At 66.6% G+C, this 21669-nt stretch carries 17 protein-coding genes and 3 rRNA genes; 15 read left to right on the top strand and 5 right to left on the bottom strand.

Translation table 11 applies throughout. The features are described 5' to 3' along the window. Positions 1-46: 46 nt before the first annotated feature. The 3 genes from OG966_RS09515 (at position 47) to OG966_RS09505 (ending at position 2244) form a co-directional block, all read left to right on the top strand. Entirely contained in the window at positions 47-1192 is a 1146-nt protein-coding gene (locus OG966_RS09515) for a GAF domain-containing sensor histidine kinase (RefSeq protein ID WP_326649021.1), read from the top strand. Positions 1193-1217: 25 nt separating this feature from the next. Beyond that, entirely contained in the window at positions 1218-1850 is a 633-nt protein-coding gene (locus tag OG966_RS09510; protein ID WP_326655147.1) for a response regulator transcription factor, read from the top strand. A gap of 148 nt (positions 1851-1998) precedes the next feature. Beyond that, the gene (locus tag OG966_RS09505) at positions 1999-2244 is read left to right on the top strand and encodes a chaplin family protein (protein ID WP_326649019.1); all 246 of its coding nucleotides are present in this window, start codon (positions 1999-2001) and stop codon (positions 2242-2244) included. Between the two features lie 601 nt (positions 2245-2845). On the opposite strand, the gene OG966_RS09500 is transcribed toward OG966_RS09505, so the two are convergent. Next, the gene (locus OG966_RS09500) at positions 2846-3628 is read right to left on the bottom strand and encodes a hypothetical protein (protein WP_326649018.1); all 783 of its coding nucleotides are present in this window, start codon (positions 3626-3628) and stop codon (positions 2846-2848) included. A 134-nt stretch (positions 3629-3762) separates the two neighbouring features. Between OG966_RS09500 and OG966_RS09495 the strand changes: the two genes are divergently transcribed. The 4 genes from OG966_RS09495 to OG966_RS09480 all read left to right on the top strand — a co-directional run bounded on the left by OG966_RS09495 (position 3763) and on the right by OG966_RS09480 (position 6957). Next, positions 3763-4560: an ABC transporter ATP-binding protein gene (locus OG966_RS09495; RefSeq protein ID WP_326649017.1), complete on the top strand. Its 798-nt coding sequence runs from the start codon at positions 3763-3765 to the stop codon at positions 4558-4560. An 88-nt stretch (positions 4561-4648) separates the two neighbouring features. Continuing rightward, positions 4649-5077, top strand: a complete 429-nt coding sequence (locus tag OG966_RS09490) for an NfeD family protein (RefSeq protein WP_326649016.1) — start codon at positions 4649-4651, stop codon at positions 5075-5077. A 93-nt stretch (positions 5078-5170) separates the two neighbouring features. Next, complete coding sequence (locus tag OG966_RS09485; RefSeq protein ID WP_326649015.1) at positions 5171-6130, top strand: SPFH domain-containing protein; 960 nt, start codon at positions 5171-5173, stop codon at positions 6128-6130. Positions 6131-6189: 59 nt separating this feature from the next. Then, entirely contained in the window at positions 6190-6957 is a 768-nt protein-coding gene (locus OG966_RS09480; RefSeq protein ID WP_326649014.1) for a sulfite exporter TauE/SafE family protein, read from the top strand. A gap of 54 nt (positions 6958-7011) precedes the next feature. Here the strand turns inward: OG966_RS09480 and OG966_RS09475 are convergent, their stop codons facing one another. From OG966_RS09475 to OG966_RS09465, 3 genes are all read right to left on the bottom strand, one after another. Continuing rightward, positions 7012-7521 (bottom strand): HNH endonuclease, encoded by a 510-nt coding sequence (locus OG966_RS09475; RefSeq protein WP_326649012.1) that lies wholly within the window; start codon positions 7519-7521, stop codon positions 7012-7014. 155 nt (positions 7522-7676) lie between these two features. After that, entirely contained in the window at positions 7677-8207 is a 531-nt protein-coding gene (locus OG966_RS09470; RefSeq protein ID WP_326649011.1) for a YbhB/YbcL family Raf kinase inhibitor-like protein, read from the bottom strand. A gap of 45 nt (positions 8208-8252) precedes the next feature. Beyond that, on the bottom strand, positions 8253-9035 hold the full coding sequence (locus tag OG966_RS09465) for a sporulation protein (RefSeq protein ID WP_326649010.1): 783 nt from the start codon (positions 9033-9035) through the stop codon (positions 8253-8255). Positions 9036-9109: 74 nt separating this feature from the next. Between OG966_RS09465 and OG966_RS09460 the strand changes: the two genes are divergently transcribed. The 6 genes from OG966_RS09460 (at position 9110) to OG966_RS09435 (ending at position 17896) form a co-directional block, all read left to right on the top strand. Then, positions 9110-9751 carry a DNA-3-methyladenine glycosylase gene (locus OG966_RS09460; protein ID WP_326649009.1) on the top strand — a complete coding sequence of 214 codons (642 nt, stop codon included), beginning with the start codon at positions 9110-9112 and terminating at the stop codon, positions 9749-9751. Between the two features lie 548 nt (positions 9752-10299). Continuing rightward, positions 10300-11825, top strand: a 16S ribosomal RNA gene (locus OG966_RS09455). A gap of 301 nt (positions 11826-12126) precedes the next feature. Beyond that, positions 12127-15251, top strand: a 23S ribosomal RNA gene (locus OG966_RS09450). Between the two features lie 142 nt (positions 15252-15393). Then, positions 15394-15510, top strand: a 5S ribosomal RNA gene (gene rrf, locus OG966_RS09445). The 16S, 23S and 5S rRNA genes sit together here, the layout of an rRNA operon. A 215-nt stretch (positions 15511-15725) precedes the next feature. Next, on the top strand, positions 15726-17183 hold the full coding sequence (locus OG966_RS09440; protein WP_326649008.1) for a hypothetical protein: 1458 nt from the start codon (positions 15726-15728) through the stop codon (positions 17181-17183). Further along, complete coding sequence (locus tag OG966_RS09435; RefSeq protein ID WP_326649007.1) at positions 17105-17896, top strand: tetratricopeptide repeat protein; 792 nt, start codon at positions 17105-17107, stop codon at positions 17894-17896. The genes OG966_RS09440 and OG966_RS09435 overlap by 79 nt, the downstream gene beginning before the upstream one ends. Before the next feature lie 105 nt (positions 17897-18001). Here OG966_RS09435 and OG966_RS09430 read toward each other — a convergent pair whose 3' ends face one another. After that, the gene (locus tag OG966_RS09430) at positions 18002-19282 is read right to left on the bottom strand and encodes a DUF1015 domain-containing protein (RefSeq protein ID WP_326649006.1); all 1281 of its coding nucleotides are present in this window, start codon (positions 19280-19282) and stop codon (positions 18002-18004) included. Positions 19283-19354: 72 nt separating this feature from the next. Between OG966_RS09430 and OG966_RS09425 the strand changes: the two genes are divergently transcribed. Both OG966_RS09425 and OG966_RS09420 read left to right on the top strand, forming a co-directional pair. After that, positions 19355-20383 (top strand): HAD hydrolase-like protein, encoded by a 1029-nt coding sequence (locus OG966_RS09425; protein WP_326649005.1) that lies wholly within the window; start codon positions 19355-19357, stop codon positions 20381-20383. A gap of 151 nt (positions 20384-20534) precedes the next feature. Beyond that, positions 20535-21587, top strand: coding sequence for a FecCD family ABC transporter permease (locus OG966_RS09420; RefSeq protein WP_326649004.1), 1053 nt, complete (start codon positions 20535-20537; stop codon positions 21585-21587). The last annotated feature ends 82 nt before the right edge of the window (positions 21588-21669 follow it).

Genomic DNA, 21669 nt, shown 5'->3' with positions numbered 1-21669 from the left:
CTCCGGCCCGATCCGGACCGTCACACCCCGCCGGTACGGTGAGTTCATGAGTCACCGACCGAGCTCCGGCCTCGCCGCCGTGAGCACCGCGCTCCTCGCGATGAGCAGGCATCTCGAGGTGCGTGACGTGCTGAAGACGATCGTCGCCTCGGCGCGCGAGCTCCTCGACGCCGAGTACGCGGCGCTGGGCGTGCCGGACGACCACGGCGGCTTCTCCCAGTTCGTGGTCGACGGCGTCAGCGACGCGCAGTGGAAGGCGATCGGCCCGCTCCCGCGGCAGCACGGCATCCTCGCCTCGATGCTCCGCGACGCGAAGGTGGAGCGCCTCGCGGATGTCCGCAAGGACCCGCGCTTCGAGGGCTGGCCGTCCGCCCACCCGGACATGTCCGACTTCCTCGGCCTGCCGATCAAGGACGGCGACGAGACCATCGGCGCGCTCTTCCTGGCGAACAAGCGGTGCCCCAAGCCCGATGGCGGCTGTGGCTTCACCGCCGAGGACGAGGAACTGCTCTCCATCCTCGCCCAGCACGCCGCGATAGCCCTGACCAACGCCCGGCTGTACGAGCGCAGCCGCGAGCTCACCATCGCCGAGGAACGCACCCGCCTCGCCCATGAGCTGCACGACGCGGTGAGCCAGAAGCTCTTCTCGCTGCGGCTGACCGCCCAGGCGGCCGCCGCACTGGTGGACCGCGACCCGGCCCGCGCCAAGGGCGAGCTCCAGCAGGTCGCCGTGCTCGCCGCGGAGGCCGCGGACGAACTGCGCGCCGCCGTGGTCGAGTTGCGCCCCGCCGCCCTCGACGAGGACGGACTGGTCAACACGCTCCGTACGCACATCCAGGTCCTCGACCGCGCGCACACCGCCGTGGTCACTTTCGACAGCTGCGGTGTCCGAGCGCTGCCGGCCGCCCAGGAGGAGGCCCTGCTCCGGGTCGCTCAGGAGGCCCTGCACAATGCGCTGCGGCACTCCGGCGCCGACGAGGTCGACGTGGTCCTGGCCCGCCGCGGCCAGGGTGCGGTCCTCCGCGTCACCGACAACGGCAAGGGGTTCGAGCCGAGGACGGTCCGCCGGGCCGGCCGTCATCTGGGACTGGTCTCGATGCGGGACCGGGCGAACGGGGTCGGCGGAAGACTCACCGTGGAATCGGCGCCCGGAAAGGGCGCCACGATCGAGATGGAGGTGCCCGGTGGCTGAGGCCGCGCCCCACGCGAAGACCGGGATGATCCGTGTGCTGCTGGTCGACGACCATCAGGTGGTACGGCGAGGACTGCGCACCTTCCTCGAGATCCAGGACGACATAGAGGTCGTGGGCGAGGCTGCGGACGGTGCCGAGGGTGTCGCCCGCGCCGAGGAGCTGAAGCCGGACGTCGTCCTGATGGACGTCAAGATGCCCGGGATGGACGGCATCGACGCCCTCCGTAAGCTCCGTGAACTGTCGAACCCCGCCAAGGTGTTGATCGTCACCAGCTTCACCGAGCAGCGCACCGTTGTCCCCGCCCTGCGCGCGGGTGCCTCGGGTTACGTCTACAAGGACGTCGACCCGGAGGCGCTGGCCCGCGCGATCCGCTCCGTGCACGCGGGCCATGTGCTGCTGCAGCCGGAGGTCGCGGGCGCGCTGCTCTCGCAGGACGACCTGAGCAATGGCACGGGCCGGGGCAGCACCCTCACCGAACGGGAGAGGGAGGTACTGGGCCTGATCGCCGACGGCCGGTCGAACCGCGAGATCGCCCGGGCGCTCGTCCTGTCCGAGAAAACAGTCAAGACGCATGTCTCGAACATTCTGATGAAGCTGGATCTGGCGGATCGCACCCAGGCGGCGCTGTGGGCCGTACGGCATGGTCTGGCGGGCTGAAACCGGCCAGGCGGAGCGTCCAAATTCAGATCTGAGATTCATACCGTCGGGTGTATGTCACCCGTACGGCGCATCCTGATCGACTCACGGCCGTTCTCCATGGCGTGCTGCGGCGGCCGGCCGCAGCGAAGCTCAGGAGGATTTCGAAGTGAAGAACCTGAAGAAGGCCGCTGCCCTCACCATGATCGCCGGCAGCCTCGTCGCCGCCGGCTCGGGTGTGGCGTCCGCCACCACCGGTGCGCACGCCAACGGCCAGGCCATCGGGTCCCCGGGCGTTGCCTCCGGCAACCTGGTGCAGGTCCCGGTCCACGTTCCGGTGAACGTCGTCGGCAACACCGTCAACGTGATCGGCGCCCTGAACCCGGCGTTCGGCAACGAGGGCTACAACGGCTGACCGGTTCCCCACGACCGAGCAGTGACCACCGGCCCCCAGGCACCGCCTGGGGGCCGGTCGCCTCAGTACTCGGTCATGTGGTCGAGGTGGGCCGGGGGCGCAGTCATCCGGTCATGTGGTCGAGGTGGGCCGGGGGCGTTGGTGGTTGCTGTCCGGTGGGTGGTTTCCACCGGCGAACCGCCGACCCCCCAACGGCCCGAGCGAGTCCCGTCCTGGTGGGGAGGGGCCGTGCAGGGTCGCCCCCGCCATTTGCCCGGTGATGTGGCCCAGGTGGGCCGGTGGCGCAGTCATCCGGTCATGTGGTCGAGGTGGGCCGGGGGCGTTGGTGGTTGCTGTCCGGTGGGTGGTTTCCACCGGCGAACCGCAAGGGGATTGGCGGCAAAACCCGGGTCATGCGCCAAGACCCTGTACGCCGCCGACCCCGAGGAGTCGAGTCCGGAGGGGCACCGGTAGCCCGCACCTGACGAGATCCCGCCCCCCGCCGGAGGCAGCCCGCTCTGGACGAGACCCCGCACCCCCAGGCCGGGGCAACGAGATCCCGCCCCCCGGGCCCGGGCAAGAAGCGCCCGCACCCGACAAGACCCCGGACCCCGGCGGAGGCTCACCGCTCACGTTCCTCCACGTACGCGTTGTACGCCGCCACCTGGGCCCGTCTCGCCACCCGTTCCACCGGGCGCAGCGCCTCGCCCCTCGCCGCCATCTCGGACGCGCTCACCGCCCCGCCGTGCCCGTTCTCGTACGCCACCGAGATCAGCAGCCCGACCCGCTGCGCCAGCTCCAACACCCGTACCGCCCGCGGCGGATACCCGGGTGCCAGGGTCTCGCCCGCACCGCGCTCCGCCCGCGCCCGATACGCGTCGATCGCCGCCTCCGCCACCGGCCCCGACGCCGCCACGTCCAGCCGCGACAGCACCTCCGTCGCGTCCCGCAGCGCCTCCGCCAGCTCACGCTCCGCCTCGCCGAGCGACGGCACATCCGCGGGCGGCGCCTCCCGCACCGGCAGACAGCGCCAGACGACCTCCACATGCAGATCACCCGCCGGCCCGGCCTCGGAGACCTCGGGCACCAGCCCGTACGCGGCGCCCGAAGCGATGACCGCCTCCTCCGCGTCGAGCGCCCGCGCGTTGAACTCCGGCGGCCCGCTGAGCCCCAGCGGATGCCCCGGCGCGGGCAGCGCGACCCGGTATCCGGTCACCCCGAGCGCCCGCAGCCGCCCCATCGCAAGCGTGAGCCCGACCGGGCCCGCCTCGCCCGGCAACTCCTCCACCCGGTGCACCGCGTCGTCGCCGACGATGGCGAGTGCCGCGTCATCCGGCGATACAAATCCGGCCAACAGGGCATTTCCCCATGCGGCCAGCCGTCCTGAGCGTGGTTCGGAAAGCATGGACCCAGCCTAGGGACCGGACCCGGCGACCGGGCCACCTGGCCGTGGCGTAGGTTTTCCCTGGGAGCTGTGCCCACAGGTGCATAAATCGCCCCCAATACCTCAAGACGATTGCATGGGGAGACAACGCGCTCATGAGCGATGTACTGGAGCTGGTGGACGTATCCGTGGTCCGCGACGGACGCGCTCTGGTGGATGACGTCTCCTGGTCGGTCAAGGAAGGTGAGCGCTGGGTGATCCTCGGCCCCAACGGCGCCGGCAAGACCACCCTCCTCAACATCGCCTCCAGCTACCTCTTCCCGACCTCCGGTACGGCCAGGATTCTGGGCGAGCGGCTCGGCACCGCCGGTGTCGATGTATTCGAGCTCCGCCCCCGTATCGGCATGGCGGGCGTCGCCATGGCCGAGAAGCTGCCCAAGCGCCAGACCGTGCTGCAGACGGTGCTCACCGCCGCGTACGGCATGACAGCCACCTGGCACGAGAACTACGACGCCGTCGACGAGGAGCGCGCCCGCGCCTTCCTGGACCGCCTCGGCATGACCGAGTACCTGGAGCGCAAGTTCGGCACGCTCTCCGAGGGTGAGCGCAAGCGGACGCTGATCGCCCGCGCGATGATGACCGACCCCGAGCTGCTGCTCCTCGACGAGCCGGCCGCCGGCCTCGACCTCGGCGGCCGCGAGGACCTGGTCCGCCGCCTCGGCCGCCTCGCCCGCGATCCGTACGCCCCCTCCATGATCATGGTGACGCACCATGTCGAGGAGATCGCCCCGGGCTTCACGCACGTCCTGATGATCCGTCAGGGCAAGGTGCTGGCCGCCGGTCCCATGGAGACCGAGCTGACCTCCCGCAACCTCTCGCTCTGCTTCGGCCTCCCGCTGGTCGTCGAGCAGAACAACGAGCGCTGGACCGCGCAGGGCCTCCCGCTCGGCTGACTCCGGCCCCGGCCCGCGCGGCTGACCCGATCTCGACCCTGCTCTCGCCCCCTGTCCCCACCGCGACCGGCGGACCTACCATGACGACGTGGACATCGACGCATGGGTGTGGTGGCTGATCGGCGCGGTCGGACTGGGCATTCCGCTCGTGCTGACAGCGATGCCCGAATTCGGCATGCTCTCCGCCGGAGCGGTGGCCGCGGCCGTCGTCGCCGCGCTCGGCGGCGGCACGGTGGCCCAAGTGCTCGTCTTCGCCGTGGTTTCCGTCGCACTCATCGCCGTTGTACGCCCCATCGCCACCCGGCACCGTTCCCAGCGCCCTCAATTCGCCAGCGGGGTCGACGCGCTGAGGGGCCGTCAGGCCGTCGTCCTGGAACGGGTCGACGGCAGCGGCGGCCGGATCAAACTCGCCGGTGAGGTGTGGTCCGCACGCGCACTCGACGCGACCATGTCGTACGAGGCGGGCCAACAGGTCGACGTCGTCGAGATCGACGGAGCAACCGCCGTGGTCATGTGACAAATAGGGAAGCCGAACACCCCCCACATCAGCCCGTGTTCTGGGAAACTCGATCATCAGAATCATCCGGCAGCGAAGGGCACAGGGAACTCGATGCAACCGATCATCATCGTCCTGATCATTCTGGTGGTGCTGGTCTTCATCGCCCTGATCAAGACGATCCAGGTCATCCCACAGGCCAGCGCCGCCATCGTCGAGCGCTTCGGGCGATACACCCGAACTCTCAACGCGGGCCTGAACATTGTCGTCCCGTTCATAGACTCGATCCGCAATCGCATCGACCTCCGCGAACAGGTCGTCCCCTTCCCGCCGCAGCCGGTGATCACCCAGGACAACCTGGTGGTCAACATCGACACCGTCATCTACTACCAGGTGACCGACGCCCGCGCCGCCACGTACGAAGTCGCCAGCTATATCCAGGCGATCGAGCAGCTCACGGTCACCACCCTGCGAAACATCATCGGTGGCATGGACCTTGAGCGGACCCTGACCTCCCGCGAGGAGATCAACGCGGCCCTGCGCGGCGTGCTCGACGAAGCAACCGGCAAGTGGGGCATCCGCGTCAACCGCGTCGAGCTCAAGGCGATCGAGCCGCCCACCTCCATCCAGGACTCGATGGAGAAGCAGATGCGCGCCGACCGTGACAAGCGCGCCGCGATCCTCACCGCCGAGGGCATCCGGCAGTCGCAGATCCTCACCGCCGAAGGTGAGAAGCAGTCCGCGATCCTGCGCGCCGAAGGCGAGGCCAAGGCGGCCGCGCTGCGCGCCGAGGGCGAGGCCCAGGCCATTCGTACGGTCTTCGAGTCCATTCACGCCGGCGACGCGGACCAGAAGCTTCTCGCCTACCAGTACCTCCAGATGCTCCCGAAGATCGCCGAGGGCGACGCCAACAAGCTCTGGATCGTGCCCAGCGAGATCGGCGACGCGCTCAAGGGCCTGAGCGGCGCCATGGGCAGCTTCAACCCGATGGCCGGCATGGGCGGCGGCTCCGGATCCGGGAAGTCCGGCGGCGGCAACGGCACGGAACGCCGCGAACAGCCCCCCATCGACTGACCCCGGAGCCCCCTCAGGCATGATCGGTGCATCCGGCACCGATCATCGAGGGGCACAGCGTGACCATCTGGGAGATGCTCGCCGTCTTCGCCGCGGGCATCAGCGCCGGCACCATCAACACCATTGTCGGCTCAGGCACACTGATCACCTTCCCGGTGCTCCTCGCCACCGGCCTGCCCCCGGTCACCGCCACCGTCTCCAACGCCCTCGGCCTGATCCCCGGCTCGGTCAGCGGCGCCATCGGCTACCGCGCCGAACTCACCGGCCAGCGCAGCCGCCTGCTGCGTCTGAGCATCGCCGCCGCGATCGGCGGCATCAGCGGGGCCCTGCTGCTCCTGATGCTCCCCTCGACGGCCTTTGAGACGATCGTGCCCGTACTGGTCGCGCTCGCCCTCACTCTGGTGATCCTCCAGCCGCGCATCACCAAGGCCGTCCAGCGCCGCCGCGACCGCAATGGCGGCCACGCCCACCCCGACGGCGGCCCGCTCCTGTTCATCGGACTGCTGATCGCCAGCGTCTACGGCGGCTACTTCACCGCCGCCCAGGGGATCATCTACCTGTCCCTGATGGGCATGCTGCTCGACGACACCCTGCAGCGCCTCAACGCCGCCAAGAACGTCCTCGCCGCCGTCGTCAACAGCATCGCCGCGCTCTTCTTCCTCTTCGTCGCGGACTTCGACTGGACGGCGGTCCTGCTGATCGCGGTCGGCTCCGCCATCGGCGGCCAGCTCGGCGCCAAGATCGGCCGCCGTCTCCCGCCGACCGCGCTGCGCGTACTGATCGTGGTGGTCGGCAGCGTCGCCATCGTCCAGCTGCTGCTGCGCTGACGCAGGAAAGCCCGCCTCCCAGCGAAGGCGGGCTTCATACAGACTGCTTGGGTGCTACGCGGCCGGCAGCGCCGCCAGCCACTGCGGCAGCTCCGACCGCTCACCGGCCCGCATCCCGAGCAGCATTGCGTCCGCCGGAGACGGTATGAACGGCTCGTGCAGCAGCGGCATCCCCGCCTGCTCCGGCGTACGGTCCGCTTTGCGGTGATTGTCCTCGGCGCAGGACGCGACCGTATTCAGCCAGCTGTCCGCACCGCCGTGCGACCGCGGCACCACGTGGTCCACCGTCGTGGCGCGCCTGCCGCAGTACGCGCACCGGTGCTGGTCCCGCACCAGCACACCCCGCCTCGACCACGGCGCCTGTCTTCGGAAAGGCACCCTGACGTAGCGGCAGAGCCTGATCACCCTGGGCACCGGAAGATCGACCTCGGCCGCACGCACACGGAGTCCGGGGTGGGCCTGCTCGACGACGGCCTTGTCCTGCAGCACCAGCACGACCGCACGGTTGAGTGTCACTGTCGACAGCGGCTCGAAGCTCGCATTCAGTACCAGCGTGTCCCGCATCTCGCCCACCTCCCGATTGCCGGCCCAGCCCATTGCGGGCGTTGGGCTTGGATCAACTTTGGCCGGGCGCGCCGAGATGGACAACGCAATAAAAGATGCCCTGCCCTGATCTCTCCAAGACCAGGGCAGGGCAAACAACAAAAGAACGCTGAGCTCTAGGCGGGGCCCTCGTACTCAGCGATCAGCTGCGCACGGGCCAGCGTGTGAAACCGCAGGTTGAAGCCGACGGCGGCCGCCGAGACATCCGCGCCGGGCCCGAGCTTCGCACGGTCCACCGCGTACACCGTGAAGACATAGCGGTGGTTCTCACCGGCCGGCGGAGCCGCACCGCCGAAGTCCTTCGACCCGAAGTCGTTACGGACCTGGAGGGCGCCCTCGGGCAGCCCCTCGAACTTCCCGCTGCCCGCACCCGCAGGCAGCTCGGTGACCGACGCCGGGATGTCGAAGAGCACCCAGTGCCAGAAGCCGCTGCCCGTCGGCGCGTCCGGATCGAAGCACGTCACGGCGAAGCTCTTGGTGTCCGCCGGGAAGCCTTCCCACCGCAGCTGCGGTGAGGTGTTGCCCGCCGAGTGGACCTGGGCGTCCTTCAGCACCGACCCCGGCTCGATGTCATCGCTCACCACCGTGAACGACGGCACCACCGGATGAAAGTCGTGCGGAAGCGGCGCCCTCTTGGGCTCGGTCACGTCTGAACCTCCGATTTCGGCTGTCCTGTCCTGCCTCATCCGAGCCTAGAGCCAGTTACGGCGCCCACCGACATCGGCGAGCCACTGGTTGAGGTACGCCGCCCAGTCGGTCGACTGGAAGTCGTGGTGACCCACCCTGAAGGCCTTGTACGAGTCACTGCCCTCGCTGAACAGCCCCGGCTTCTTGTCCATCTCGAGGATGACGTCCATCTCGCGATCGTCCGCGACGAACGTGAGCTCGACCTGGTTCAGCCCGCGGTACTGCTGCGGCGGGAAGAACTCGATCTCCTGGTAGAAGGGCAGCCGCTGCCGGGTACCGCGGATGTGCCCGCGCTCCATGTCCGCGCTCTTGAAGCGGAAGCCCAGCCCGATGAAGGCGTCCAGGATCGCCTGCTGCGCCGGCAGCGGGTGCACATTGATCGGGTCCAGGTCGCCCGAGTCCAGTGCCCGCGCGATCTCCAGCTCCGTCGTCACACCGATGTTCATCCCGCGCAGCTGCTGCCCGGCGATGCTCGTGACCGGGGTCTCCCACGGAATCTCGAGCCCGAACGGCACGATGTGCACGGCCCCTGCCTTCACCTCGAAGGCGCCACCGAGCCGCTGCTTTGTGAACTCGATGTCCTGCTTGACCTCCTGGTCACCACCCTCGACCTCGACCCGCGCCTGCAGACCGACGGAGAGCCCCTCGATCAGCTGGTCCACCGAGCCGCCCTGGATGCGCACCTCGCCCTGCACCACACCGCCGGGCACGACGTTCGCCTCGGTCAGCTCCGTCTCCACGGAAGCACCGCCGGCGCCCATGCTCGCAAGCAGCCTCTTGAAGCCCATGTCCACTCCTTCTTGGTCCTGACCCCTACATACGCGCGACGACCGTAGTCGGTTCCCCGCTAGGCTCGTACGCCATGATCGAGAGCCCCGACCGTACGCCGCTGCCGCGGGAGTTCTTCGACCGCCCAGTACTGGAGGTCGCCCCCGAGCTCCTTGGCTGCACCCTGACACGCCTCACCGACGACGGCCCCCTCGAGGTGCGTCTTACCGAAGTAGAGGCGTACGCGGGCGATGTCGACCCCGGCTCCCACGCCTACCGCGGCCGCACCACGCGCAACGACGTGATGTTCGGTCCGCCCGGCCATGCGTACGTCTACTTCACCTACGGCATGTGGCACTGCCTCAACGTGGTGTGCGGCCCGGAAGGCAGGGCGAGCGGGATCCTCCTGCGCGCCGGTGAGATCCGAGTGGGCGCCGACCTCGCACGTAAACGTCGGTTCTCGGCCCGTAGTGACAAGGAACTGGCCAAAGGCCCCGCCCGCCTGGCCACGGCCCTCGACGTCGACCGCGACCTGAACGGCACCGACCTCTGCGTCGGCCCGCCCGCCCCACTGTCCCTGTTCCCCGGTACCGCACCGCGCTCTGACCAGGTGCGCAGTGGCCCGCGCACGGGAGTGGGCGGTGAAGGCGCCCACCACCCCTGGCGGTTCTGGATCGATGGCGATCCGACTGTGAGCCCCTACCGGGCCCATGCGCCGCGCCGCAGGGCAACTTGACTCGCCCTGCCGGGACGCCTAACGTAGCCCGAGCCGCTTGAAACGGGCCCTGCTGTTCAGCAACCCGAAGTGGCCATCCACTACTCAATGCGAACCCAACCGGGTTGGATTTCGGCGTGCCGCAATCCAAGCCGAATGACTCGATTATGAGTCGCCTAGGGAATCAGCTAAAGTAGTGAACACGCCGAAAGGCAAAAGGCTCCCAACGGCCACTGGAATCGAATTCCGAACCGGAAACGGAACGGGAAAAGGATCTGGTAAGGTTGGAAACACGAAGGGAAGCGCCCGGAGGAAAGCCTCAGACAGTGTTCTGTGGGTGAGTACAAAGGAAGCGTCCGTTCCTTGAGAACTCAACAGCGTGCCAAAAGTCAACGCCAGATATGTTGATACCCCGGCCTGTTTCGGCAGGTTCGAGGTTCCTTTGAAAGTCCTGTCCCTGCTCATTGCAGCGGGGCAGGCAATGACACAGCGAGGAAGCTGTGAACAGTCGGTCTTATTCCGACCGGCTGTTCCGCTCTTGTGGTGTTGATCCCGATTACGGGAGAACATTCATGGAGAGTTTGATCCTGGCTCAGGACGAACGCTGGCGGCGTGCTTAACACATGCAAGTCGAACGATGAAGCCCTTCGGGGTGGATTAGTGGCGAACGGGTGAGTAACACGTGGGCAATCTGCCCTTCACTCTGGGACAAGCCCTGGAAACGGGGTCTAATACCGGATAACACTCCTTCCTGCATGGGGAGGGGTTGAAAGCTCCGGCGGTGAAGGATGAGCCCGCGGCCTATCAGCTTGTTGGTGGGGTGATGGCCTACCAAGGCGACGACGGGTAGCCGGCCTGAGAGGGCGACCGGCCACACTGGGACTGAGACACGGCCCAGACTCCTACGGGAGGCAGCAGTGGGGAATATTGCACAATGGGCGAAAGCCTGATGCAGCGACGCCGCGTGAGGGATGACGGCCTTCGGGTTGTAAACCTCTTTCAGCAGGGAAGAAGCGAAAGTGACGGTACCTGCAGAAGAAGCGCCGGCTAACTACGTGCCAGCAGCCGCGGTAATACGTAGGGCGCAAGCGTTGTCCGGAATTATTGGGCGTAAAGAGCTCGTAGGCGGCTTGTCACGTCGGATGTGAAAGCCCGGGGCTTAACCCCGGGTCTGCATTCGATACGGGCTAGCTAGAGTGTGGTAGGGGAGATCGGAATTCCTGGTGTAGCGGTGAAATGCGCAGATATCAGGAGGAACACCGGTGGCGAAGGCGGATCTCTGGGCCATTACTGACGCTGAGGAGCGAAAGCGTGGGGAGCGAACAGGATTAGATACCCTGGTAGTCCACGCCGTAAACGTTGGGAACTAGGTGTTGGCGACATTCCACGTCGTCGGTGCCGCAGCTAACGCATTAAGTTCCCCGCCTGGGGAGTACGGCCGCAAGGCTAAAACTCAAAGGAATTGACGGGGGCCCGCACAAGCAGCGGAGCATGTGGCTTAATTCGACGCAACGCGAAGAACCTTACCAAGGCTTGACATATACCGGAAAGCATCAGAGATGGTGCCCCCCTTGTGGTCGGTATACAGGTGGTGCATGGCTGTCGTCAGCTCGTGTCGTGAGATGTTGGGTTAAGTCCCGCAACGAGCGCAACCCTTGTTCTGTGTTGCCAGCATGCCCTTCGGGGTGATGGGGACTCACAGGAGACTGCCGGGGTCAACTCGGAGGAAGGTGGGGACGACGTCAAGTCATCATGCCCCTTATGTCTTGGGCTGCACACGTGCTACAATGGCCGGTACAATGAGCTGCGATGCCGCGAGGCGGAGCGAATCTCAAAAAGCCGGTCTCAGTTCGGATTGGGGTCTGCAACTCGACCCCATGAAGTCGGAGTTGCTAGTAATCGCAGATCAGCATTGCTGCGGTGAATACGTTCCCGGGCCTTGTACACACCGCCCGTCACGTCACGAAAGTCGGTAACACCCGAAGCCGGTGGCCCAACCCCTTGTGGGAGGGAGCTGTCGAAGGTGGGACTGGCGATTGGGACGAAGTCGTAACAAGGTAGCCGTACCGGAAGGTGCGGCTGGATCACCTCCTTTCTAAGGAGCACTTCTTACCGGGCTTGCCCGGTCAGAGGCCAGAACACCGGCGAATGTCCGGTGCTGGTTGCTCATGGGTGGAACGTTGACTATTCGGCACGATCGGTTTGGGACTGTCAGTACTGCTTCGGCGTGGAACACAGGATCTGGACCGGACGTGCCGGGCGCGCTGTTGGGTATCTGAGGGTGCGAGCGTGAGCTCGCCCTTCGCGATGCCGGCCCCGGTGAACTCGCTCGTGAGAGCGGGGTGGTGGGTGGCTGGTCGTTGTTTGAGAACTGCACAGTGGACGCGAGCATCTGTGGCCAAGTTTTTAAGGGCGCACGGTGGATGCCTTGGCACCAGGAACCGATGAAGGACGTGGGAGGCCACGATAGTCCCCGGGGAGCCGTCAACCAGGCTTTGATCCGGGGGTTTCCGAATGGGGAAACCCGGCAGTCGTCATGGGCTGTCACCCGCTGCTGAACACATAGGCAGTGTGGAGGGAACGAGGGGAAGTGAAACATCTCAGTACCCTCAGGAAGAGAAAACAACCGTGATTCCGGGAGTAGTGGCGAGCGAAACCGGATGAGGCCAAACCGTATGCGTGTGATACCCGGCAGGGGTTGCGCATACGGGGTTGTGGGATCGCACTTCAACAGTCTGCCGGCTGTTGGGCGAGTCAGAAACCGTTGATGTAGGCGAAGGACATGCGAAAGGTCCGGCGTAGAGGGTAAGACCCCCGTAGCTGAAACATCAACGGCTTGCTTGTGCGACACCCAAGTAGCACGGGGCCCGAGAAATCCCGTGTGAATCTGGCGGGACCACCCGCTAAGCCTAAATATTCCCTGGTGACCGATAGCGGATAGTACCGTGAGGGAATGGTGAAAAGTACCGCGGGAGCGGAGTGAAATAGTACCTGAAACCGTGTGCCTACAAGCCGTGGGAGCGTCGCTGGCAGCACTTGTGCTGTCAGTCGTGACTGCGTGCCTTTTGAAGAATGAGCCTGCGAGTTTGCGGTGTGTTGCGAGGTTAACCCGTGTGGGGAAGCCGTAGCGAAAGCGAGTCCGAACAGGGCGATTCAGTAGCGCGCTCAAGACCCGAAGCGGAGTGATCTAGCCATGGGCAGGTTGAAGCGGAGGTAAGACTTCGTGGAGGACCGAACCCACCAGGGTTGAAAACCTGGGGGATGACCTGTGGTTAGGGGTGAAAGGCCAATCAAACTCCGTGATAGCTGGTTCTCCCCGAAATGCATTTAGGTGCAGCGTCGTGTGTTTCTTGCCGGAGGTAGAGCACTGGATAGGCGATGGGCCCTACCGGGTTACTGACCTTAGCCAAACTCCGAATGCCGGTAAGTGAGAGCGCGGCAGTGAGACTGTGGGGGATAAGCTCCATGGTCGAGAGGGAAACAGCCCAGAGCATCGACTAAGGCCCCTAAGCGTACGCTAAGTGGGAAAGGATGTGGAGTCGCAGAGACAACCAGGAGGTTGGCTTAGAAGCAGCCACCCTTGAAAGAGTGCGTAATAGCTCACTGGTCAAGTGATTCCGCGCCGACAATGTAGCGGGGCTCAAGCGTACCGCCGAAGTCGTGTCATTCGTACACATATCCCCAACGGGAGTACGGATGGGTAGGGGAGCGTCGTGTGCCGGGTGAAGCCGCCGCGGAAGCGAGTGGTGGACGGTTCACGAGTGAGAATGCAGGCATGAGTAGCGATACACACGTGAGAAACGTGTGCGCCGATTGACTAAGGGTTCCTGGGTCAAGCTGATCTGCCCAGGGTAAGTCGGGACCTAAGGCGAGGCCGACAGGCGTAGTCGATGGACAACCGGTTGATATTCCGGTACCCGCTTTGAAACGCCCAGTATCGAGCCCATTAATGCTAAGGCCGTGAAGCCGCCCTGATCTCTTCGGAGTTGAGGGGAGTGGTGGAGCCGCCGGCCCAAGGTGGTAGTAGGTAAGCGATGGGGTGACGCAGGAAGGTAGTCCAGCCCGGGCGGTGGTTGTCCCGGGGTAAGGGTGTAGGCCGTGTGATAGGCAAATCCGTCACACATCAAGGCTGAGACCTGATGCCGAGCCGATTGTGGTGAAGTGGATGATCCTATGCTGTCGAGAAAAGCCTCTAGCGAGTTTCATGGCGGCCCGTACCCTAAACCGACTCAGGTGGTCAGGTAGAGAATACCGAGGCGTTCGGGTGAACTATGGTTAAGGAACTCGGCAAAATGCCCCCGTAACTTCGGGAGAAGGGGGGCCATCACCGGTGACGGCATTTACTGCCAGAGCTGGGGGTGGCCGCAGAGACCAGCGAGAAGCGACTGTTTACTAAAAACACAGGTCCGTGCGAAGCCGTAAGGCGATGTATACGGACTGACGCCTGCCCGGTGCTGGAACGTTAAGGGGACCGGTTAGTCACATTTCGGTGTGGCGAAGCTGAGAACTTAAGCGCCAGTAAACGGCGGTGGTAACTATAACCATCCTAAGGTAGCGAAATTCCTTGTCGGGTAAGTTCCGACCTGCACGAATGGCGTAACGACTTCTCGACTGTCTCAACCATAGGCCCGGTGAAATTGCACTACGAGTAAAGATGCTCGTTTCGCGCAGCAGGACGGAAAGACCCCGGGACCTTTACTACAGTTTGATATTGGTGTTCGGTTCGGCTTGTGTAGGATAGGTGGGAGACTTTGAAGCGGCCACGCCAGTGGTTGTGGAGTCGCCGTTGAAATACCACTCTGGTCGTGCTGGATGTCTAACCTGGGTCCGTGATCCGGATCAGGGACAGTGTCTGATGGGTAGTTTAACTGGGGCGGTTGCCTCCTAAAGAGTAACGGAGGCGCCCAAAGGTTCCCTCAGCCTGGTTGGCAATCAGGTGTTGAGTGTAAGTGCACAAGGGAGCTTGACTGTGAGACCGACGGGTCGAGCAGGGACGAAAGTCGGGACTAGTGATCCGGCGGTGGCTTGTGGAAGCGCCGTCGCTCAACGGATAAAAGGTACCCCGGGGATAACAGGCTGATCTTCCCCAAGAGTCCATATCGACGGGATGGTTTGGCACCTCGATGTCGGCTCGTCGCATCCTGGGGCTGGAGTCGGTCCCAAGGGTTGGGCTGTTCGCCCATTAAAGCGGTACGCGAGCTGGGTTTAGAACGTCGTGAGACAGTTCGGTCCCTATCCGCTGCGCGCGCAGGAGTCTTGAGAAGGGCTGTCCCTAGTACGAGAGGACCGGGACGGACGAACCTCTGGTGTGCCAGTTGTCCTGCCAAGGGCATGGCTGGTTGGCTACGTTCGGAAAGGATAACCGCTGAAAGCATCTAAGCGGGAAGCCTGCTTCGAGATGAGGACTCCCACCCCCTTGAGGGGTTAAGGCTCCCAGTAGACGACTGGGTTGATAGGCCAGATGTGGAAGCCGGGCAACCGGTGAAGCTGACTGGTACTAATAGGCCGAGGGCTTGTCCTCAGTTGCTCGCGTCCACTGTGTTGTTCCCGGGTTGCGAACAGTCGCACCGGTTGAACAAAGTTTCACACTTAATTATTTAATTGAAGAGTGTGCTTGTTCGCTAAGCGCCGATATCCCGCATTGCGGGGTGGCCCGATAGAGTTTCGGTGGTCATAGCGTTAGGGAAACGCCCGGTTACATTCCGAACCCGGAAGCTAAGCCTTTCAGCGCCGATGGTACTGCAGGGGGGACCCTGTGGGAGAGTAGGACGCCGCCGAACAATCTTTCAAGGACCCGTGGTCCAGCGTTCACGCTGGGCTACGGGTCCTTTTTGTTTTGCCTATTTTTCGAAGCGCGTCCGATGGCCGGCTGCGCGAGAATGACTGCAGTACCCGAAGACAGGAGTCACGTCGATGTCCACCAACTCTCCCGACGACCGTCCGGAGCGCGAGCCGCGTAGGGACGGTGGAGACCGGGGCGGCTTCCGCGGCGGCCGTGACGACCGGGATCGTGGGCCGCGCCGTGACGATGACCGTGGTGGCTACCGTGGTCCGCGTCGTGATGACGACCGTGGTGGCCGTCCCACTGGTGGTGGTCGTCCCAGCGGTGGTGGTGGCTACGGGTCGCGCCCCAGTGGCAGTGGTGGCAGCAGCAGTGGCGGTGGCTTCCGTCGCGATGACCGTTCCGGTGGCGGCGGCGGTGGCTATGGCCGTCGTGACGACCGGCCGAGCGGGCCTCGTCGTGATGACGATCGTGGTGGTCGTCCCAGCGGTGGTGGTGGCTACGGGTCGCGTCCCAGTGGCAGTGGTGGCAGCAGCAGTGGCGGTGGCTTCCGTCGCGATGACCGTTCCGGTGGCGGCGGCGGTGGCTATGGCCGTCGTGACGACCGGCCGAGCGGCCCGCGACGCGATGACGATCGTGGTGGTCGTCCCAGCGGCGGTGGTGGCTACGGGCGTCGTGACGACCGGCCGAGCGGCCCCCGTCGTGACGACGAGCGCGGTGGCGGCGGTGGCTTCCGTCGTGATGACCGACGCGACGAGCGTCGTGATGACCGTCCGGGCGGTTTCCGTCGCGATGACCGCGACCGGCCGAGTGGTCCGCGTCGTGATGACGATCGTGGTGGTCGTCCCAGCAGTGGTGGTGGCTACGGGCGTCGTGACGACCGGCCGAGCGGCCCCCGTCGTGACGACGAGCGCGGTGGCGGCGGTGGCTTCCGTCGTGATGACCGACGCGACGAGCGTCGTGATGACCGTCCGGGCGGTTTCCGTCGCGATGACCGCGACCGGCCGAGTGGTCCGCGTCGTGATGACGATCGTGGTGGTCGTCCCAGCGGTGGTGGTGGCTACGGGGCGCGTCCCAGTGGCAGCGGCAGTGGCGGTGGCTTCCGTCGCGATGACCGTTCCGGTGGCGGCGGCGGTGGTTATGGCCGTCGTGACGATCGGCCGAGTGGTCCGCGTCGTGATGATGATCGTGGTGGTCGTCCCAGCGGTGGTGGTGGCTACGGGCGTCGTGACGACCGGCCGAGCGGGCCGCGCCGTGATGACGATCGTGGTGGTCGTCCCAGCGGCGGCGGTGGCTATGGCCGTCGTGACGACCGGCCGAGCGGCCCCCGTCGTGACGACGATCGTGGTGGTCGTCCCAGCGGTGGTGGTGGCTACGGGCGTCGTGACGACCGGCCGAGCGGCCCCCGTCGCGACGACGAGCGCGGTGGGTACCGCGGGCAGCGCGACGACCGGCGTGACGACCGCGGTGGGTACCGCGGGTCTCGCGACGACCGTGGTGGCTACGAGCGGCGCGACGACCGCGCTGACCGGGAGCCGATCAAGCGGCTGCCGATTCCCGAGGACGTCACGGGCGACGAGATCGACAAGGACGTGCGGCAGGAGCTCCAGAGCCTGCCGAAGGGTCTCGCCGAGGACGTGGCCAAGAACCTCGTCATGGTCGCCAATCTGATCGACGAGGACCCCGAGCAGGCGTACGCCTACTCCAAGGTGGCGTTGCGTCTCGCTTCTCGTGTGGCTGCTGTGCGCGAGGCCGCGGGCTTCGCCGCGTACGCGACGCAGAAGTACTCGGAAGCACTTGCCGAGTTCCGTGCGGCCAAGCGGATGACCGGGAGCGTCGAGCTGTGGCCCGTCATGGCGGACTGCGAGCGAGGGCTCGGACGGCCCGAGCGTGCGATGGCGATGGCCGGTGAGCCCGAGGTGCAGAAGCTCGACAAGGCCGGCCAGGTCGAAATGCGGCTGGTCGCGGCCGGAGCGCGCAGGGACATGGGGCAGATCGACGCCGCCATCGTGACCCTGCAGAGCCCCGAGCTGGCGTCCAACTCCGTGCAGCCCTGGACCCCGCGGCTGCGTTACGCGTACGCCGACGCGCTGCTGGCCGCCGGGCGCGACGACGAGGCGCGTGAGTGGTTCGCGAAGGCGCTCGAGGCCGACAAGGACGGGTCGACCGACGCTTCGGACCGGCTCGCGGAGATGGACGGTGTGGAGTTCGTCGACGCCATGGGCGACGACGAGACGCCCGAGACGCCCGAGGCATCCCCGGAGTCGGCGGCGGCCACCGACGAGGCCGACGCCACGGACGAGGCCGACGTCACCGACGAGGCCGACGTCACCGACGAGGCCGATGCCGACACCGACGGCGATGTCGATGGTGACAAGGCCTAGTAGGTAAGTACGCGGAGACGAAAGGGCGGCACCCGGCATGGGTGCCGCCCTTTCGTATGTCTGTGTCTTGGCTGTTGTCTGTGTCTCGTCGTCAGCTCTGGATGGTCAGTCCAGCGCGAGACTTCTGAGGACCAGGCCCGTCGCCGGCTTCGGGCCGAACGACGTGGACTTGCGAGGCATCGTGACGCCCTCACGAGCGAGATCCCGCACGACCTCTTCCCGTACCGGATGCATCACCACCGCGGTGCCGCCCGTGCGTTCCGCCTGCTCGACGGCCGCCTCCGTGTCATGGATGTAGGCGATGTGCTCCGGGGTGTCCGGGATCCGCCAGATGTGGTCCAGCAGCGTGGAGTGGAGGACCGTGGCGTCGAGTGTGCGCCAGGCCTCCGGGCGGTCGCGCCGGACCGTACGGGACAGCAGCTCGGCGTCCGGGCGGTCGACGAGGTGGAATCCGCCGTCGCCCGCGAGGAGGAAGGCGTTGCCCTCGGCGGCTGCGTCCGCGAGAGTCTCGAGCGCGTGCGTCAGCGGGCCGTCGAGGTGCTTGATGCGAAAAGAGCCGGTCAGTGCCGCCAGCGCCTCGGAGACCGGGAGGCGGTGCAACAGGCGGTGGATCGCGCGCACCCTGAGGGGATAGCGGGCCGTGTCGATCAGCAGAACCAGGCCGTAGTTCCAGGGGCTCGAGGAAGGGTGTTCGGCGCGCAGCCGGAGATAGGTCGCCCAGCGGTGGTGGCCGTCGGCGATCAACGCCTGGTGGTCGGAGAGGTCCGTCCGGACCTCGGCCAGGTCGTCGGGGTCCGTCACGGACCACAGCCGGTGGCTGAAGCCGTCCTCCGTGGTGGTGGCCAGCAGCGGGGTGCGCAGGATGGTGCGGTCGATGACGGCGGTCGCGCCGGTCCCACTGCCCGTGCTGCGGTAGGTGAAGAGCAGCGGTTCCAGATTGGCGGCGGTCGTACGCATCAGAGCCGCGCGGTCAGCGACGACGTCCGGCATCACGTCCTCGTGCGGCAGGACGACACCCTCGGACGGTTCGGACAGAGCGAGTGCCCCGATGATGCCGCGCTGGAGGATGTCGCCCTTGCGCTGCTCGTACACGTAGAACGCGGGCTCGGGGTCCGGGGCCAGGACGCCCTCGGAGAGCCAGCGGTCGAGGGTCTCGGCGGCCTGCTGGTTGCGGGCGCCGGCAGTGTTCGCCTGCGGGAGGATCAGCCGGACGATGTTGTACGGATCCGCCGACTCCAGATGGAGCAGCCCGTCGGGCCTGACGACGACGTCGTACGGCGGCGAGGTCACGGCGGCGAGGCTGCCGACCCGCTCGGGGACGTAGCGCAGTCCACGGAACGGGATCAGGTGCAGACCGCCATTGGCCGCGGGACCTTCGTTGTTCATTTGTGCATCGTATGCGGGTTGCGCGGATGAGCGATGATCGGGGGAGCGACACCGAGCGAGGAGCGGAAGCGAATGAGTCAGCAGAGCAGGAACCGGCCGAGCGGCAGTGCTACGGCGCTGAGCGAGGCGTACGACACGGCGCTGCTCGACCTCGACGGGGTGGTGTACGCGGGCGGTGAGGCGATCGCGCACGCCGTGGATTCGCTGCTGACGGCGCGGGGCGGCGGGATGCATCTCGCGTATGTGACCAACAATGCGCTGCGGCCGCCCGAGGCCGTGGCCGCGCACATCACCGAGCTGGGCGTGCCCACCGACGCGGCGGATGTCATCAATTCCGCGCAGGCGGTTGCCCGGTTGATCTCCGAGCAGGTGCCGGGCGGGTCCCGGGTGCTGGTGGTCGGCGGGGAGGGGCTGCGGGTCGCGCTGCGCGAGCGTGGGCTCGAGCCCGTGGAGTCCGCCGACGACGATCCGGCGGCGGTGGTGCAGGGGTACGGGGGTCCGGACCTGGCCTGGGGGCGGTTCGCCGAGGCCTGTTACGCGATCGCGCGCGGAGTGCCGTGGTTCGCTTCCAACACGGATCTGACGATTCCGAGTGCGCGCGGGATCGCGCCCGGCAATGGTGCGGCCGTGGAGGTCGTGCGGATCGCGACGGGCGCGGAGCCGCAAGTGGCGGGCAAGCCGCTGCCGCCGATGCACAAGGAGACGATCCTGCGGACGGGCGCGCGCAAGCCGCTCGTGGTCGGGGACCGGCTGGACACGGACATCGAGGGCGCGTTCAACGGCGGTGTGGACTCGCTGCTCGTACTGACCGGGGTGACGGACGGCGCGCAGCTGCTGGCCGCGCGGCCCGAGCACCGGCCGACCTATGTGGACGCCGATCTGCGCGGGATGCTGACCGGGCAGCCCGAAGTCGCCGAGGCGGAGGGCGGGTTCACATGCGGTGGGTGGACCGCGTGCGTATGGGAGGACGAACTGGCGCTCGACGGGGACGGCGAGCCGTTGGACGGCCTGCGGGCGCTGTGCGCGGCGGCCTGGACCGAGGCCGGCGACGGTGTGTGCGAGCTGGATGCGGGCAAGGCGCTGTCCCGGCTCGGCCTGTAGGGGCGGCCCGCGGGCGGGGGTGTCTTGCCGGCCGGGGGTGTCTGCCGGCCGGGGGTGTCTGCAGGCCGACGCGGTTCATGGAACGCGGCCTCCCTCACCGAGAATCGGCCCCTCACCGAGAGGCGATGAGAGGGTAGGCTAACCTAACTTCGTGTTGGTCGACAGTCTCCCCAAACAGAGCGCCGAGCCGCAATCCGCCCCCGCATCCCGCAAGCGCCACGGGCTGCGCGCAGCCGGGTTGCTCCTGTCCGCCGGCATCCTGGTGATGGTCTGCGTCGCGAGCATCGCGACAGGTGCCAAGTCGATGCCGCTTTCCGACGTCTGGCACGGTCTGTTCCACGACTCGGGCGCCGGCAACGACGTGATCGTCCACGATGTGCGGGTACCGCGGACTCTGCTCGGCCTGATCGTCGGCGCGGCTCTCGGGCTCGCCGGCGCGGTGATGCAGGCGCTGACCCGCAACCCGCTCGCGGAACCGGGTCTGTTGGGCGTGAACGCCGGCGCCTCGGCCGCTGTCGTCTCCGCCATCAGCTTCTTCGGTGTCACCTCGCTCACCGGCTATGTGTGGTTCGCGTTCCTGGGTGCGGGTGTGGTCTCCGCGCTCGTGTACATCCTCGGCGGCAGTCGCGGCGCTACACCGGTCCGCCTCGCGCTCGCCGGAACCGCCGTCAGCGCCGCGCTCTTCGGCTACATCAACGCCGTACAGCTGCTGGACGCCGCCTCGCTCGACCGGCTCCGCTTCTGGACGGTCGGCTCGCTGGCCTCGGCCGATATGGAGACCATCGGCAAGGTGGCGCCTTTCATCGGCATCGGCGTGGTGCTCGCGCTGCTGCTCGCCCGGCCACTGAACGCGATGGAGATGGGCGACGACACAGCCCGCGCGCTGGGCGCGCATCTCCATCGCACCCGCGTCCTCTCGATGCTCGCCGTCACTCTGCTGTGTGGGTCGGCGACCGCCGCCTGCGGGCCGATCATCTTCATCGGACTGATGATCCCGCACCTCGTCCGCGCCATCACAGGACCGGACATGCGGTGGATCCTGCCGTACGCGACGGTCCTCTCGCCCGTCCTGCTGCTGGGGGCCGATGTCGTCGGCCGGGTCGTCACCCGCCCCGCCGAGCTGCAGGTCGGCATCGTCACCGCGCTGATCGGCGGACCCGTCTTCATCCATCTCGTACGCCGCAAGAAGATGGCCCAGCTGTGAAGGCCGTGCTGTGTCTTCCCGGGGCACAACCCCCGGACTCCCGGCAGGACAGACAGCTCCGACGGCCTGCCCGGAACGTCAT

Origin of the sequence: Streptomyces sp. NBC_01750 (assembly GCF_035918095.1) — a bacterium.
In the GTDB taxonomy this organism is placed as follows: domain Bacteria; phylum Actinomycetota; class Actinomycetes; order Streptomycetales; family Streptomycetaceae; genus Streptomyces.
This window is presented reverse-complemented; position numbering and strand designations above follow the sequence as displayed.